The organism is Pseudomonas cavernae (assembly GCF_003595175.1).
Lineage (GTDB): Bacteria > Pseudomonadota > Gammaproteobacteria > Pseudomonadales > Pseudomonadaceae > Aquipseudomonas > Aquipseudomonas cavernae.
The window spans coordinates 1,289,440-1,302,624 of sequence record NZ_CP032419.1; the positions used below are offsets into that span (position 1 = coordinate 1,289,440).

The 13,185-nt window shown below is 62.4% G+C and carries 15 protein-coding genes; all 15 read left to right on the plus strand.

What is annotated here, in order from left to right:
* Positions 1 to 7: 7 nt before the first annotated feature.
* The gene (gene iscU / locus D3880_RS05950) at positions 8 to 394 is read left to right on the plus strand and encodes a Fe-S cluster assembly scaffold IscU (RefSeq protein WP_119892570.1); all 387 of its coding nucleotides are present in this window, start codon (positions 8 to 10) and stop codon (positions 392 to 394) included.
* A 24-nt stretch (positions 395 to 418) separates the two neighbouring features.
* A complete protein-coding gene (gene iscA, locus D3880_RS05955) occupies positions 419 to 742 on the plus strand; it encodes an iron-sulfur cluster assembly protein IscA (protein WP_119892571.1) in 324 nt (107 codons plus the stop codon).
* Between the two features lie 8 nt (positions 743 to 750).
* Complete coding sequence (gene hscB, locus D3880_RS05960) at positions 751 to 1,272, plus strand: co-chaperone HscB (RefSeq protein ID WP_119892572.1); 522 nt, start codon at positions 751 to 753, stop codon at positions 1,270 to 1,272.
* A 44-nt stretch (positions 1,273 to 1,316) separates the two neighbouring features.
* On the plus strand, positions 1,317 to 3,179 hold the full coding sequence (hscA, locus tag D3880_RS05965; protein ID WP_119892573.1) for a Fe-S protein assembly chaperone HscA: 1,863 nt from the start codon (positions 1,317 to 1,319) through the stop codon (positions 3,177 to 3,179).
* A 7-nt stretch (positions 3,180 to 3,186) separates the two neighbouring features.
* Complete coding sequence (fdx, locus tag D3880_RS05970) at positions 3,187 to 3,525, plus strand: ISC system 2Fe-2S type ferredoxin (protein ID WP_119892574.1); 339 nt, start codon at positions 3,187 to 3,189, stop codon at positions 3,523 to 3,525.
* A gap of 23 nt (positions 3,526 to 3,548) precedes the next feature.
* Complete coding sequence (iscX, locus tag D3880_RS05975; RefSeq protein WP_119892575.1) at positions 3,549 to 3,749, plus strand: Fe-S cluster assembly protein IscX; 201 nt, start codon at positions 3,549 to 3,551, stop codon at positions 3,747 to 3,749.
* Positions 3,750 to 3,850: 101 nt separating this feature from the next.
* Positions 3,851 to 4,282 carry a nucleoside-diphosphate kinase gene (gene ndk, locus D3880_RS05980; RefSeq protein ID WP_119892576.1) on the plus strand — a complete coding sequence of 144 codons (432 nt, stop codon included), beginning with the start codon at positions 3,851 to 3,853 and terminating at the stop codon, positions 4,280 to 4,282.
* A 23-nt stretch (positions 4,283 to 4,305) separates the two neighbouring features.
* On the plus strand, positions 4,306 to 5,454 hold the full coding sequence (rlmN, locus tag D3880_RS05985; protein WP_119892577.1) for a dual-specificity RNA methyltransferase RlmN: 1,149 nt from the start codon (positions 4,306 to 4,308) through the stop codon (positions 5,452 to 5,454).
* A gap of 13 nt (positions 5,455 to 5,467) precedes the next feature.
* Positions 5,468 to 6,229, plus strand: a complete 762-nt coding sequence (pilW, locus tag D3880_RS05990; RefSeq protein ID WP_119895678.1) for a type IV pilus biogenesis/stability protein PilW — start codon at positions 5,468 to 5,470, stop codon at positions 6,227 to 6,229.
* Positions 6,226 to 7,260 carry a RodZ domain-containing protein gene (locus D3880_RS05995; RefSeq protein WP_119892578.1) on the plus strand — a complete coding sequence of 345 codons (1,035 nt, stop codon included), beginning with the start codon at positions 6,226 to 6,228 and terminating at the stop codon, positions 7,258 to 7,260. The genes pilW and D3880_RS05995 overlap by 4 nt, the downstream gene beginning before the upstream one ends.
* A 3-nt stretch (positions 7,261 to 7,263) precedes the next feature.
* Positions 7,264 to 8,376, plus strand: coding sequence for a flavodoxin-dependent (E)-4-hydroxy-3-methylbut-2-enyl-diphosphate synthase (ispG, locus tag D3880_RS06000; RefSeq protein ID WP_119892579.1), 1,113 nt, complete (start codon positions 7,264 to 7,266; stop codon positions 8,374 to 8,376).
* Between the two features lie 19 nt (positions 8,377 to 8,395).
* Positions 8,396 to 9,685 carry a histidine--tRNA ligase gene (gene hisS, locus D3880_RS06005; RefSeq protein ID WP_119892580.1) on the plus strand — a complete coding sequence of 430 codons (1,290 nt, stop codon included), beginning with the start codon at positions 8,396 to 8,398 and terminating at the stop codon, positions 9,683 to 9,685.
* Between the two features lie 24 nt (positions 9,686 to 9,709).
* Complete coding sequence (locus tag D3880_RS06010) at positions 9,710 to 10,351, plus strand: tetratricopeptide repeat protein (RefSeq protein ID WP_119892581.1); 642 nt, start codon at positions 9,710 to 9,712, stop codon at positions 10,349 to 10,351.
* Complete coding sequence (gene bamB / locus D3880_RS06015) at positions 10,344 to 11,495, plus strand: outer membrane protein assembly factor BamB (RefSeq protein ID WP_119892582.1); 1,152 nt, start codon at positions 10,344 to 10,346, stop codon at positions 11,493 to 11,495. Before D3880_RS06010 ends, bamB begins: the two co-directional genes overlap by 8 nt.
* 77 nt (positions 11,496 to 11,572) lie before the next feature.
* Positions 11,573 to 13,042: a ribosome biogenesis GTPase Der gene (der, locus tag D3880_RS06020; protein WP_119892583.1), complete on the plus strand. Its 1,470-nt coding sequence runs from the start codon at positions 11,573 to 11,575 to the stop codon at positions 13,040 to 13,042.
* Positions 13,043 to 13,185: the final 143 nt, after the last annotated feature.

A 13,185-nucleotide genomic window follows, 5' to 3' on the forward strand; every position in this document is an offset into this window, starting at 1 on the left:
TACCACCATGTCATACAGTGAAAAGGTCATCGACCATTACGAAAATCCGCGCAACGTCGGCAAGCTCGACGCCGAGGACCCGGATGTGGGCACCGGCATGGTCGGGGCGCCGGCCTGCGGTGACGTGATGCGTCTGCAGATCAAGGTCAACGAGCAAGGCGTGATTGAAGACGCCAAGTTCAAAACCTATGGCTGTGGCTCCGCCATCGCTTCCAGCTCCTTGGCGACCGAGTGGATGAAGGGCAAGACCCTGGATCAGGCGGAAACCATCAAGAACACCCAGTTGGCCGAAGAGCTGGCGTTGCCGCCGGTGAAGATTCACTGCTCAGTGCTCGCCGAGGACGCCATCAAGGCGGCCGTGCGCGACTACAAGCAGAAAAAAGGTTTGCTCTAAGCGGTTGACGAGTAAGGAGTTCCGATGGCTATCAGCATGACCGAAGCCGCAGCCCAACATGTGCGTCGCTCCCTTGAGGGGCGGGGCAAGGGCGAGGGTATCCGTCTGGGGGTTCGCACCACCGGCTGCTCCGGGCTGGCCTACGTACTCGAATTCGTCGATGAGCTGGCTGGTGAGGATCAGGTGTTCGAGAGCCATGGCGTGAAGGTGATCATCGATCCGAAGAGCCTGGCTTATCTCGACGGCACCGAGCTGGACTTCGTCAAAGAGGGTTTGAACGAAGGCTTCAAGTTCAATAACCCCAACGTGCGTGGTGAGTGCGGCTGCGGCGAAAGCTTCAACGTCTGAGGCGGGTTGTGGGTATTCCCTGTCATTTTGCCCTGTTCGATCTGCAGCCAAGCTTTCGCTTGGATCTGGAGCAGCTGGCCGCGCGCTACCGCGAGCTGGCGCGCAGCGTCCATCCGGATCGCTTTGCCGATGCCGGCGAGCGTGAGCAGCGCCTGGCGCTGGAACGTTCCGCCAGTCTCAACGAGGCCTATCAGACGCTGAAAAGCGCGCCGTTGCGTGCACGCTACTTGCTGACTCTGCGCGGGCCGGAGCTGCCGCTGGAGGCGACCGTGCAGGATCCCGAGTTCCTGCTGCAGCAGATGCATTGGCGCGAAGAACTCGAAGAGCTGCAGGACAGTGCCGACCTAGCGGGTGTGGCGATCTTCAAACGCCGTTTGAAACTGGCTCAGGATGAGCTGAACGATAGCTTTGCCGCTTGCTGGGATGACCCGCGGCGCCGCGAAGAGGCCGAGCGCCTGATGCGGCGTATGCAATTTCTCGACAAGCTCTCCTACGAAGTGCGCCAGCTGGAAGAGCGCCTCGACGATTAACCCCTTGCGTTGCTTGCGCGGCGCGCCTGACATCCAGACTTCCTATGGCCTTACTGCAGATTGCCGAGCCCGGACAAAGCCCTCAGCCACACCAGCGTCGTCTGGCCGTCGGGATCGATCTGGGCACCACCAACTCGCTGGTCGCTGCCGTGCGCAGTGGTTTGGCTGCGCCTTTGCCTGACCATGACGGGCAGGTGATCCTGCCGTCGGCAGTGCGCTATCACGCCGATCATGTCGAGGTCGGCCAGTCAGCCAGGGTGGCTGCTGCCAGCGACCCGCTGAATACCGTGCTGTCGGTCAAGCGCCTAATGGGGCGTGGCTTGGAAGACGTCAAGCAGTTGGGTGAGCAACTGCCCTATCGTTTCGTCGATGGCGAGTCGCATATGCCGTTCATCGAGACGGTGCAGGGCGCGAAAAGCCCGGTGGAAGTTTCCGCCGATATCCTCAAGGTCTTGCGTCAGCGTGCCGAGGCGAGCCTGGGTGGCGAGTTGGTCGGGGCGGTGATCACGGTGCCGGCCTATTTCGACGAGGCGCAGCGCCAGGCGACCAAAGATGCCGCGCGCTTGGCCGGTCTCAATGTGTTGCGGCTGCTCAATGAGCCGACCGCGGCGGCCGTAGCTTATGGTTTGGATCAGCAAGCCGAAGGGGTCGTGGCGATCTACGACCTGGGCGGCGGAACCTTCGACATATCGATCCTGCGTCTGACCCGTGGGGTCTTCGAGGTGCTGGCAACGGGGGGTGACAGCGCGCTAGGTGGCGACGACTTCGATCATGCCATCGCCGGCTGGATCGTCGAGCAGGCCGGCTTGTCTGCTGACCTTGCGCCGGGCGTCCAACGCAGCCTGTTGCAAAGCGCTTGTGCGGCGAAAGAAGCACTGACCGATGCGGCGCAAGTCGAGGTGGTGTATGGCGACTGGCGTGGCCAGTTGTCCCGTGCGCACTTCGACGCACTAATCGAGCCGCTGCTGGCGCGCAGCCTCAAGGCGTGCCGGCGCGCAGTGCGCGACGTCGGTATCGAAATCGATGAGGTCGAGGCCGTGGTGATGGTCGGCGGTTCGACCCGTGTGCCGCGGGTGCGCGAGGCGGTGGGCGCGCTGTTTGGTCGCCAGCCGTTGACCGATATCGATCCGGATCAAGTGGTTGCCATCGGTGCAGCGATCCAGGCCGATACCCTGGCCGGCAACAAGCAGGATGGCGAAGAGTTGCTGCTGCTGGATGTGATTCCGCTGTCGCTGGGCTTGGAAACCATGGGTGGCCTGATGGAGAGGGTGATTCCGCGCAACACCACGATTCCGGTGGCGCGGGCCCAGGATTTCACCACCTATAAAGACGGCCAGACGGCCATGATGATCCATGTGTTGCAGGGTGAGCGCGAGCTGATCAGTGCCTGTCGTTCGCTGGCACGCTTCGAATTGCGCGGGATTCCGCCGATGGTGGCGGGTGCGGCGAAGATTCGCGTGACCTTCCAGGTCGATGCCGATGGTCTACTCAATGTCGCTGCGCGCGAGTTGGGTTCAGGTGTCGAGGCCAGCATCCAGGTCAAGCCGTCCTATGGGCTTACCGATGGCGAGATTGCCCGCATGTTGCAGGACTCCTTCCAGAACGCCGGCGAAGACAAGGCGGCGCGGGCTCTGCGCGAGCAGCAGGTGGATGCCGAACGTCTGCTGGAGGCCGTGCAGTCGGCGCTGGACACCGATGGTCAGGATCTGCTCAGTGCGGACGAGCGCGTGGCGATTGATATGCAGATGCAGGCGTTGCGCGAGCTGCTGGGCAGCACCGATGCGGTGGCCATCGAACAGCAAACCAAGCGCCTTTCCCAGATTACCGATGCCTTTGCCGCGCGGCGGATGGATGCCACCGTCAAGGCGGCCTTGTCCGGCCGTCGGCTCAACGAACTTGAGGATTAACGAGAAGATGCCGCAGATCATTATTCTGCCTCACGCCGAACACTGTCCTGAGGGGGCGGTGATTGACGCGCAGCCAGGCGAAACCGTGTTGAATGCCGCGCTGCGCTGCGGCATCGACATCGAGCATGCCTGCGAAAAGTCCTGTGCCTGCACCACTTGCCATGTGATCGTGCGCGAGGGTTTCAACTCCATGGAGCCTTCCGATGAGCTGGAGGACGACATGCTGGACAAGGCCTGGGGGCTCGAGCCCAATTCGCGCCTGTCCTGCCAGGCTGTGGTGGTGGATGAAGATCTGGTGGTCGAGATCCCCAAATACACCATCAATCAGGTGTCCGAAGGACACTGAGACGGGATCGCAGGAGCGCAAACATGAGTCTGAAATGGACCGATGTGCTGGATGTTGCCATCGAGCTGGCCGAGCGCAAGCCGGAGGTCGATCCGCGTTATGTCAATTTCGTCGATCTGCATCGCTGGGTGCTGGAGTTGCCGGACTTCAGCGATGACCCGCAGCGCGGCGGTGAAAAGGTGCTCGAAGCGATTCAGGCGGCCTGGATCGAAGAGTCCGACTAAGCGGATAGCGCCTGCGGGCGCAGCCCTACGCATTTAACCGGAACCCGCGTATAATTTGCGGGTTTAATTTTTCGCTTTAACCCTTGTTTCTGGAGCTTTCCATGGCTGTTCAACGCACTTTCTCCATCATCAAGCCTGACGCCGTTGCTAAAAACGTAGTTGGCGAGATCGTCACTCGTTTCGAAAAAGCCGGCCTGCGCGTCGTGGCTTCGAAAATGGTTCAGCTGTCCGAGCGTGAAGCCGGCGGTTTCTACGCCGAGCACAGCGAGCGTGGCTTCTTCAAAGATCTGGTTGCTTTCATGGTTTCCGGTCCGGTCATCGTTCAGGTTCTGGAAGGTGAAGACGCTATCGCCAAAAACCGCGAACTGATGGGTGCTACCAACCCGAAAGAAGCGGCTGCTGGCACCATTCGCGCCGATTTCGCCGTTTCCATCGACGAAAATGCTGTACACGGCTCCGATTCCGAAGCCTCCGCTGCGCGTGAAATCGCTTACTTCTTCGCTGCTACCGAGGTTTGCGCGCGCATTCGCTGAGGCGAGCTCGCGAGGATGAAGCCATGACTGACGCTGCCGGCAAAATCAATCTGTTGGGTCTAACCCAGCCTGAGATGGAAAAATTCTTCGAGTCGATCGGCGAGAAGCGTTTCCGTGCCGGTCAGGTGATGAAGTGGATTCACCATTTTGGCGTCGATGATTTCGACGCCATGACCAATGTCGGCAAGGCCTTGCGCGAAAAGCTCAAGGCCTGTGCCGAGATTCGCGGTCCGGAAGTGGTCAGCCAGGACATCTCCAGCGATGGCACCCGCAAGTGGGTGGTGCGCGTGGCGTCCGGTAGCTGCGTCGAGACCGTGTACATTCCCCAGGGCAAGCGCGGCACCTTGTGCGTTTCGTCCCAGGCGGGCTGCGCGCTGGATTGCAGCTTCTGCTCTACCGGCAAGCAAGGCTTCAACAGCAACCTCACCGCCGCCGAAGTGATCGGCCAGGTGTGGATTGCCAACAAATCCTTCGGTTCCGTGCCGGCGACCGTCGATCGCGCCATCACCAACGTGGTGATGATGGGCATGGGCGAGCCGCTGCTGAATTTCGACAACGTAGTCGCCGCCATGCATCTGATGATGGATGACCTCGGCTATGGCATCTCCAAGCGCCGGGTGACCCTGTCCACCTCCGGCGTGGCGCCGATGATCGACGAACTGGCCAAGGTCATCGACGTCTCCTTGGCGCTGTCGCTACACGCGCCTAATGATGAGCTGCGCAACCAGTTGGTGCCGATCAACAAGAAATACCCCTTGGCCATGCTGCTGGAAACCTGTCAGCGCTATATGTCGAGCCTCGGTGAGAAGCGCGTACTGACCGTTGAGTACACACTGCTTAAAGATGTGAACGATCGGCCTGAGCACGCTGAGCAGATGATCGCATTACTGAAAGACGTGCCTTGCAAGATCAACCTGATTCCTTTTAATCCTTTCCCGCATTCGGGATACGAGCGGCCGAGCAACAATGCTATCCGCCGATTCCAGGATCAATTGCACCATGCCGGTTTCAACGTCACCGTGCGCACCACGCGCGGTGAAGACATCGATGCGGCGTGCGGTCAGTTGGTCGGACAGGTAATGGATCGCACGCGCCGAAGTGAGCGTTACATTGCCGTGCGCCAGCTGAGTAACGATGCTGACGCTCCGCAAACCGCCGCGAGCCGAACCTGAAGAGAGGATGTTCATGACCCTGCGCGCCGCGCTTTGTGTGTTATTCGCCGGTTTGTTGGCCGGCTGTGTAAGTTCCGGCAGCGTCGATCCGATGAAGACCGGCGAGGGACGCGATGGGGCGCGGGATGCCTATATCCAGCTGGGTCTCGGCTATCTCCAGCAGGGGGCACCCGGCAAGGCCAAGCTGCCATTGAAGAAGGCCCTTGAACTCGATCCATCGAGCAGCGATGCCCATGCTGCCTTGGCGCTGGTGTTTCAAACAGAGATGGAACCGGAACTGGCTGACGAGCACTTCCGCGAGGCGCTGTCCCAGAACAGCAAGGATCCGCGTATCCTGAACAACTATGGCAGCTTCCTCTATGAGCAGGGCCGCTATCAGGATGCGATGGAGCGTTATCTGCAGGCGGCCCAAGACAACCTCTATCCCGAGCGTTCACGGGTGTTCGAAAACCTCGGAATGACGTCGCTGAAGCTGAATCAGTCGCAACAGGCGGAGAGCTACTTCGAGCGTTCTGTGCGCCTGAACAAGCGCCAACCGCGGGCGCTGCTGGAGCTGGCCGAGTTGAGTTACCAGCGCAAAGAGTATGTGCCGGCGCGCAACTTCTATGACAGCTTCAGCCAGTTGAGCGAGCAGAATGCCCGCAGCCTGCTGCTCGGCACGCGTCTGGCCAGCATCTTCGAAGATCGCGACAAGGCCGCCAGTCTGGGGCTGCAACTCAAACGTCTTTATCCCGGTACGCCGGAATATCAGCAATACCTGTCGGAGCAACGATGAAAGCGGCGCACCCCGAAGCTGTAGCGACGTCTCGCGTCAACCCGGGCGAGACTCTGCGTAAGGCCCGCGAACACAAGAACTGGAGCGTGGCCGAAGTGGCCGCCCAGCTCAATCTGACGGCCCAGCGCCTGATCCAACTGGAAGCGGGCGAGTTCGACAAGTTGCCCGGGCATACGTTCGCGCGCGGCTACCTGCGCGCCTATGCCAAGCTGCTGGGAATGGACCAGGCCCTGGTGGTGCAGGAGTTCGACCAGTTCACCGGTACCGACGCCAGTGGCAGCAGCGTGCATGGCCTGGGTCGCATCGAGCAACCGGTGCGCTTGTCGCAGAGCGTGTTGCGCTTCGTCAGCTTCGGCTTGTTGCTCGCCCTGGCCGGCATCGGTTTCCTCTGGTGGCAGGATCAGGCGGCTGACCGCGGTGGCGAACAGGCTGGCCTAAGTCTTGAACATGTGGAGGTTGAAAGTGCCGACGGCACCACGCAAATCCATCCACTGGACGAGCCGGAGGATCAAGCGGTAGTCGAGGCGCAGGTCGAAAGCCAGGCGCCGTTGGCCGAGGTGCAGCCGGAATTGGCCGCACAGCCGGAAGCCGAGGTCACCGGCACCTCTGCTGCACCGGTCGCGCCGGCTGTTACGCCCGTCAATCCGCCGGCAACTCAAGCGCCTGCGCCGATCAGCCCAGCGCCCGTGCAGGACACCGCCGCACAAACACCGACACCGACACAGGCTCCGACTCCGGTCGCGGTCGCCACGGCTGCTGCGCCGAGCGTGCCAGTCAGCGCCGCCGCTGGCGAGGGCCAGGTACGCCTGGGCTTCACCGCCAATTGCTGGATTCAAATTACTGACGCCAATGGCAAGGTGCTGGCCAGCGGGCTGAAACGCCCGGGCGACAGCGTCGAGCTGAGCGGCAGGGTCCCTCTGGAACTGCGTCTCGGCTACGCCCGTGGCGCGCAAGTCAGCTACAACGGTCAGGCAGTGGATGTGGCACCTTTCATCAGTGGCGAGACTGCACGCCTGAAACTGGGGCAATAAGCCATGCACGGTGAATCTCCGATCAAACGTCGCCAATCGCGCAAGATTTGGGTCGGCTCGGTGCCGGTCGGCGGCGATGCGCCCATTGCGGTGCAGAGCATGACCAACACCGATACCTGCGATGTCGCCGCCACCGTGGCGCAGATCCGCCGTCTGGAAGAGGCGGGTGCCGATATCGTCCGCGTTTCGGTTCCGGATATGGACGCCGCCGAGGCGTTCGGCAAGATCAAGCAGCAGGTCCAGGTGCCGCTGGTCGCCGACATCCATTTCGACTACCAGATCGCCCTGCGCGTGGCCGAGTTGGGCGTCGATTGCCTGCGCATCAACCCGGGCAACATCGGCCGCGAGGACCGGGTCAGGGCGGTAGTCGAAGCCGCGCGTGACAAGGGCATCCCGATCCGCATCGGCGTCAATGCCGGTTCGTTGGAAAAAGACCTGCAGAAAAAATACGGTGAGCCGACCCCGGCCGCGCTGGTCGAGTCGGCGCTGCGCCATGTCGAACACCTCGATCGTCTGAACTTCCCGGATTTCAAGGTCAGCGTGAAGGCCTCCGACGTGTTCATGGCGGTCGAGGCCTATCGCCTGCTGGCCAAGCAGATCGAGCAGCCGCTGCATCTGGGCATCACCGAGGCCGGCGGCCTGCGCTCGGGCACGGTGAAGTCGGCGGTCGGTCTGGGCATGCTGCTCGCCGATGGCATCGGCGACACCATCCGCATTTCCCTGGCGGCTGACCCGGTGGAGGAGGTCAAGGTCGGTTACGACATCCTCAAGTCCCTGCATCTGCGCTCGCGTGGCATCAACTTCATCGCCTGCCCGAGCTGCTCGCGGCAGAACTTCGATGTGGTCAAGACCATGAACGAGTTGGAAGGCCGTCTCGAGGATCTCCTGGTGCCGCTGGATGTGGCGGTGATCGGTTGCGTGGTCAATGGTCCCGGCGAAGCCAAGGAGGCGCATATCGGCCTGACCGGCGGTACGCCGAACAACCTGATCTATATCGACGGCAAGCCCGCGCAGAAACTGACCAATGACAACCTGGTGGACGAGCTCGAGAAGCTGATCCGCCGCAAAGCGGCCGAGAAGGCCGAGGCCGACGCGGCACTGATTGCCCGTGGCTGATGACTGCTAAGGATTTTCTGTGAGTAAGCTTTTGCAAGCCATTCGTGGCATGAACGACATCCTGCCCGAGCAGAGCCCGCTTTGGCGCTATTTCGAGGGAGCGGTGGCGAGTCTGCTGGATGGCTATGGCTATCGGCAGATTCGCATGCCGATCGTCGAGGCCACCGAGCTGTTCAAACGCTCGATCGGTGAGGTCACCGACATCGTCGAGAAGGAGATGTACACCTTCGACGACCGCAATGGCGACTCCCTGACCCTGCGCCCGGAAGGCACCGCCAGCTGTGTGCGCGCGGTGCTCGAGCATGGCATCAGCAACAATGGCCAGGTGCAGAAACTCTGGTACATCGGCCCGATGTTCCGTCACGAGCGTCCGCAGAAGGGGCGCTACCGGCAGTTCCACCAGATCGGCGTGGAGGTCTTCAACCTCGCCGGTCCGGATATCGATGCCGAGCTGATCGTACTGACCTGGCGTCTCTGGGGCCTGCTCGGTATCCGCAACGCGGTGACCCTGGAGCTCAATAGCCTGGGCACCAGCGAAGCGCGCGCCACTTATCGCGACGCCCTGGTGCAGTATCTGGCGGCGCGCAGCGAGTCGCTCGACGAAGACAGCAAGCGCCGGCTGAAGAGCAATCCGCTGCGCATTCTCGACAGCAAGGTGCCGGAAACCCAGGCGCTGCTGATCGATGCGCCGAAGCTGGCGGACTACCTTGACGAGGAGTCGCGTGTGCACTTTGACGGCCTCAAGGCCCGCCTGGATGCAGCCGGCATTCCCTACGTGATCAACCCCAAGCTGGTGCGCGGGTTGGATTACTACAGCAAGACCGTGTTCGAGTGGCTCACCGACCAACTGGGGGCGCAGGGCACCGTCTGCGCCGGCGGCCGTTACGACGGTCTGGTCGAGCAGATGGGTGGCAAGCCGACGGCGGGCGTAGGCTTCGCCATGGGTATCGAACGCCTGATTCTGCTGCTGGAAACCCTACAGCAGGTGCCGGAAGAGATTTCCCGCCAGGTCGATGTCTACCTCTGCGCCCTGGGCGAGGCAGCCGAGCTGGCAGGCCTGAAGCTGGCCGAGCGCCTGCGCGATCAGCTGCCGGGGCTGCGCTTGCAGGTGAATGCCGGCGCAGGCAACTTCAAGAGTCAGTTGAAGAAAGCCGACAAGAGCGGTGCGCTCTTCGCTCTGGTAGTGGGTGAAGACGAGTTGGCCCAGCAAGTGATAGGTTTCAAGCCCCTGCGTGGTCAGGGGGAACAGCAAAATATTGCCTGGTCTGAGTTGTCTCAGCACCTGGCGGCCTGTCTGCAGCAGGCGTGAGCATTTAGCGAAAGGAGTATTGGGGTGTCGCGTACAGAAGAAGAACAGTTGGCACTGGTCCAGGACTGGTGGCAGCGCAATGGCAAGCCCCTGCTGACTGGCGGCGCCTTGGCGCTGGTGGTGGTGTTCGGCTGGCAGGCCTGGCAGAAGTACCAGACCAACCAGGCGCAAGGGGCGTCGATGCTCTACCAACAGCTGCTGGAAACCACTTTCAGCCCGAGCGGCCAGCCGGATGCGGCCAAGGTCAGCGAGCTGGCCGGTAAGCTGAAGAGCGAGTATGCCGGTAGTCACTATGCCCAATATGGCAGCCTGTTCGTCGCCAAGGTGGCGGTCGATGCCGGCAAGCTTGACGATGCCGCTGCCGAGTTGCAGGCCGTCGTGAGCAAGCCATCGGATGACACCCTGGGTGAGCTGGCGCGTCAGCGTCTGGCCCGGGTGCTGTCGGCGCAAGGCAAGACCGAGGAAGGCCTCAAACTGCTCGAAGGCGAAGGCGACAAGGCCTATCTCGCCAGCCGCGAAGAACTCCGTGGCGACCTGCTGGCCAAGCTCGGGCGTACCGATGAAGCCCACGCCGCTTACGAGAAGGCCAAGGCGTCGCTGTCTGATGATGCCGCCGTGGGCAGCTTGCAAATGAAACTCGACGACCTGGCGAAAGGGGATGCGTGACGTGATGCGCTGGAAATATGCCGCACTGCTGGCCTTCGCCGTTCTCGCGGCGGGCTGCAGCAGCAATAGCAAGAAGGAACTGCCGCCCGCCGAACTGCCGGACTTCACCGAAGAAGTGCAGCTGAAGACCGAGTGGAGCCGCTCGATTGGCGACGGCCAGGGCGACAGCTACAACATGCTGGTTCCGGCCGTGGATGGCGACAGCATCTTCGCCGCCGACGTCAATGGCGAAGTCAAGGCGATGAACCGTCTGACCGGTGACGTACTGTGGGAGCAGGACCTCGACCTGCCGGTGTCCGGTGCGATCGGCGCCGGCTACGGCCTGGTGCTGGTGGGCACCCTGCGCGGTGAGGTGATCGCCCTGGATGCCAGTTCCGGCGAAGAAAAATGGCGCGCCCGGGTGACCAGCGAAGTGCTGGCGCCGCCGGCGAACAATGGCGATGTGGTGGTGGTGCAAACCCAGGACGACCGGATTATCGCCCTCGATGCCGCCACCGGCAGCCAGCGCTGGGTGTTCGACAACACCCCGGCAGTGTTGACCCTGCGTGGCACCAGTGCACCGCTGGTCACCAGCCGTCTGGCGATCGCCGGGCTGTCCACCGGCAAGGTCATCGCCCTCGACATCCAGCGCGGCCTACCTGTCTGGGAGCAGCGCGTGGCCGTACCGCAAGGGCGCTCCGAGCTGGATCGCATCGTCGACATCGACGGTGCCCTGCGGCTTTCCGGCAATACCGTGTATGTCACCACCTATCAGGGCCGGGTCGCCGGACTGGATCTGGATAGCGGGCGAATTCTCTGGCAGCACGAGGCTTCCAGCTACGTTGGTCTGGCCGAGGGTCTGGGCAGCGTCTATGTGAGCGAAGCCAGTGGCACCGTCGACAGCATCGATGAGCGTTCGACTTCCGTGCTGTGGAGCAACGATAAGCTGGCGCGGCGGCAACTGTCGGCGCCGGAAGTATTCTCCAGCTACGTGGCCTTCGGCGATCTGGAAGGCTATCTGCATTTGGTCAGCCAGACCGACGGCCGCTTTGTCGGCCGCGAGCGCATCGACAGCGACGGCCTGCGGGCGCGCCCGCTGGTGGTGGGTGACTGGCTGTATGCTTACGGCAATGGCGGCAAGCTGGTCGCGCTGACCATCCGCTAAGCTGGGTTCTAGTGTCCGGCCGCTGCCGTTTCACGGCAGCGGCCGTTGTGTTTTCTGTAATTGACTGGAGGGGCCTAATGGTTCCCGTAATCGCCCTGGTGGGCCGGCCGAACGTCGGCAAATCCACCTTGTTCAACCGCCTGACCAGGAGCCGCGACGCCATCGTCGGCGACCTTTCCGGTCTGACCCGTGATCGTCAGTACGGTGAGGCGCGCTGGCAGGGGCGTACCTACATCGTGATCGACACCGGCGGCATTTCCGGCGACGAGGAGGGCATCGACGCGAAGATGGCCGAGCAGTCGCTGCAGGCCATCGAGGAAGCCGACATCGTGCTGTTCATGGTCGACGCCCGCGCCGGCCTGTCGGCAGCCGACCAGATGATTGGCGAGCACCTGCGCAAGCGCAACAAGCGCAGCCTGCTGGTGGCGAACAAGATCGACAACCTCGATCCGGATGTGGCGCGTGCCGAATTCAGCCCGATGGGCCTCGGCGATGCCCTGCCGATCGCCGGTGCGCATGGTCGCGGCATCACCCAGTTGCTGGAAGCGGCACTCGGCGGCTTCCCCAAGGATGACGAGGAACAGGAAGAAGCGCACGCCGAAGAGGTGGCCGAAGGCGAGGAAGCCAAGCGCATTCCCGGGCCGAGCGAGAAGGATGGCATCAAGATCGCCATCATCGGTCGGCCCAACGTCGGCAAATCGACCCTGGTCAACCGCATGCTCGGCGAGGAGCGGGTGATCGTTTATGACCATCCCGGTACCACCCGCGACAGCATCTACATCCCCTTCGAGCGCGAGGGCGAGAAATACACCCTGATCGATACCGCCGGTGTGCGCCGGCGCGGCAAGATCAACGAGGCGGTTGAGAAGTTCTCGGTAGTCAAGACGCTGCAGGCGATCCAGGACGCCAACGTGGTGATCTTCGTCATGGATGCCCGTGAAGGGGTGGTCGACCACGACCTCAACCTGCTCGGTTTCGCCCTGGAAACCGGCCGCTCGCTGGTCATCGCCCTGAACAAGTGGGACGGCATGGAACCGGGTGAGCGCGATTACGTGAAGACCGAGCTGGAGCGCCGGCTGTTCTTCGTCGACTTCGCCGATATCCACTTCATTTCCGCGCTGCACGGCACCGGCGTCGGCCATCTGTACAAGTCGGTGCAGGCTGCGTTCAAGTCGGCGATCACCCGCTGGCCGACCAGCCGCCTGACCCAGATCCTCGAGGACGCGGTGCAGGAGCACCAGCCGCCGCTGGTCAATGGCCGGCGCATCAAGCTGCGCTACGCCCACCTCGGCGGTGCCAACCCGCCGCTGATCGTGATCCACGGCAATCAGGTCGAGGCGGTGCCCAAGTCCTACTCGCGCTACCTGGAGAACACCTACCGGCGCGTGCTCAAGCTGGTCGGCACGCCGATCCGCATCGAGTACAAGGGCGGCGATAACCCCTACGAGGGCAAGAAGAACACCCTCACCGACCGCCAGGTGAACAAGAAGCGCCGGCTGATGAGCCACCACAAGAAGGCCGAGAAGAAGCGCCGCGACAAACGCTGAGCCGCACGCGGCGACACCTGAAAAGGCGCAGAGGCTTAAGCTTCTGCGCCTTTTTCATATCCGTTGTGGTGCCGGCGGATGAGCCGATCGGCTATCCTCCGGCTTCGTGCCAGCCGCTGCCATGCGGCTCCGTCGTGGCGCGC

Excerpts from the sequence above, each read along its gene's own strand:
- iscU (WP_119892570.1), top strand. The coding sequence starts at position 8 with ATGTCATACAGTGAAAAGGTCATCGACCATTACGAAAATCCGCGCAAC.
- hscA (WP_119892573.1), top strand. The coding sequence starts at position 1,317 with ATGGCCTTACTGCAGATTGCCGAGCCCGGACAAAGCCCTCAGCCACAC.
- ispG (WP_119892579.1), top strand. The coding sequence starts at position 7,264 with ATGCACGGTGAATCTCCGATCAAACGTCGCCAATCGCGCAAGATTTGG.
- iscA (WP_119892571.1), top strand. The coding sequence starts at position 419 with ATGGCTATCAGCATGACCGAAGCCGCAGCCCAACATGTGCGTCGCTCC.
- D3880_RS05995 (WP_119892578.1), top strand. The coding sequence starts at position 6,226 with ATGAAAGCGGCGCACCCCGAAGCTGTAGCGACGTCTCGCGTCAACCCG.
- bamB (WP_119892582.1), top strand. The coding sequence starts at position 10,344 with ATGCGTGACGTGATGCGCTGGAAATATGCCGCACTGCTGGCCTTCGCC.
- der (WP_119892583.1), top strand. The coding sequence starts at position 11,573 with ATGGTTCCCGTAATCGCCCTGGTGGGCCGGCCGAACGTCGGCAAATCC.
- fdx (WP_119892574.1), top strand. The coding sequence starts at position 3,187 with ATGCCGCAGATCATTATTCTGCCTCACGCCGAACACTGTCCTGAGGGG.
- pilW (WP_119895678.1), top strand. The coding sequence starts at position 5,468 with ATGACCCTGCGCGCCGCGCTTTGTGTGTTATTCGCCGGTTTGTTGGCC.
- ndk (WP_119892576.1), top strand. The coding sequence starts at position 3,851 with ATGGCTGTTCAACGCACTTTCTCCATCATCAAGCCTGACGCCGTTGCT.
- rlmN (WP_119892577.1), top strand. The coding sequence starts at position 4,306 with ATGACTGACGCTGCCGGCAAAATCAATCTGTTGGGTCTAACCCAGCCT.
- iscX (WP_119892575.1), top strand. The coding sequence starts at position 3,549 with ATGAGTCTGAAATGGACCGATGTGCTGGATGTTGCCATCGAGCTGGCC.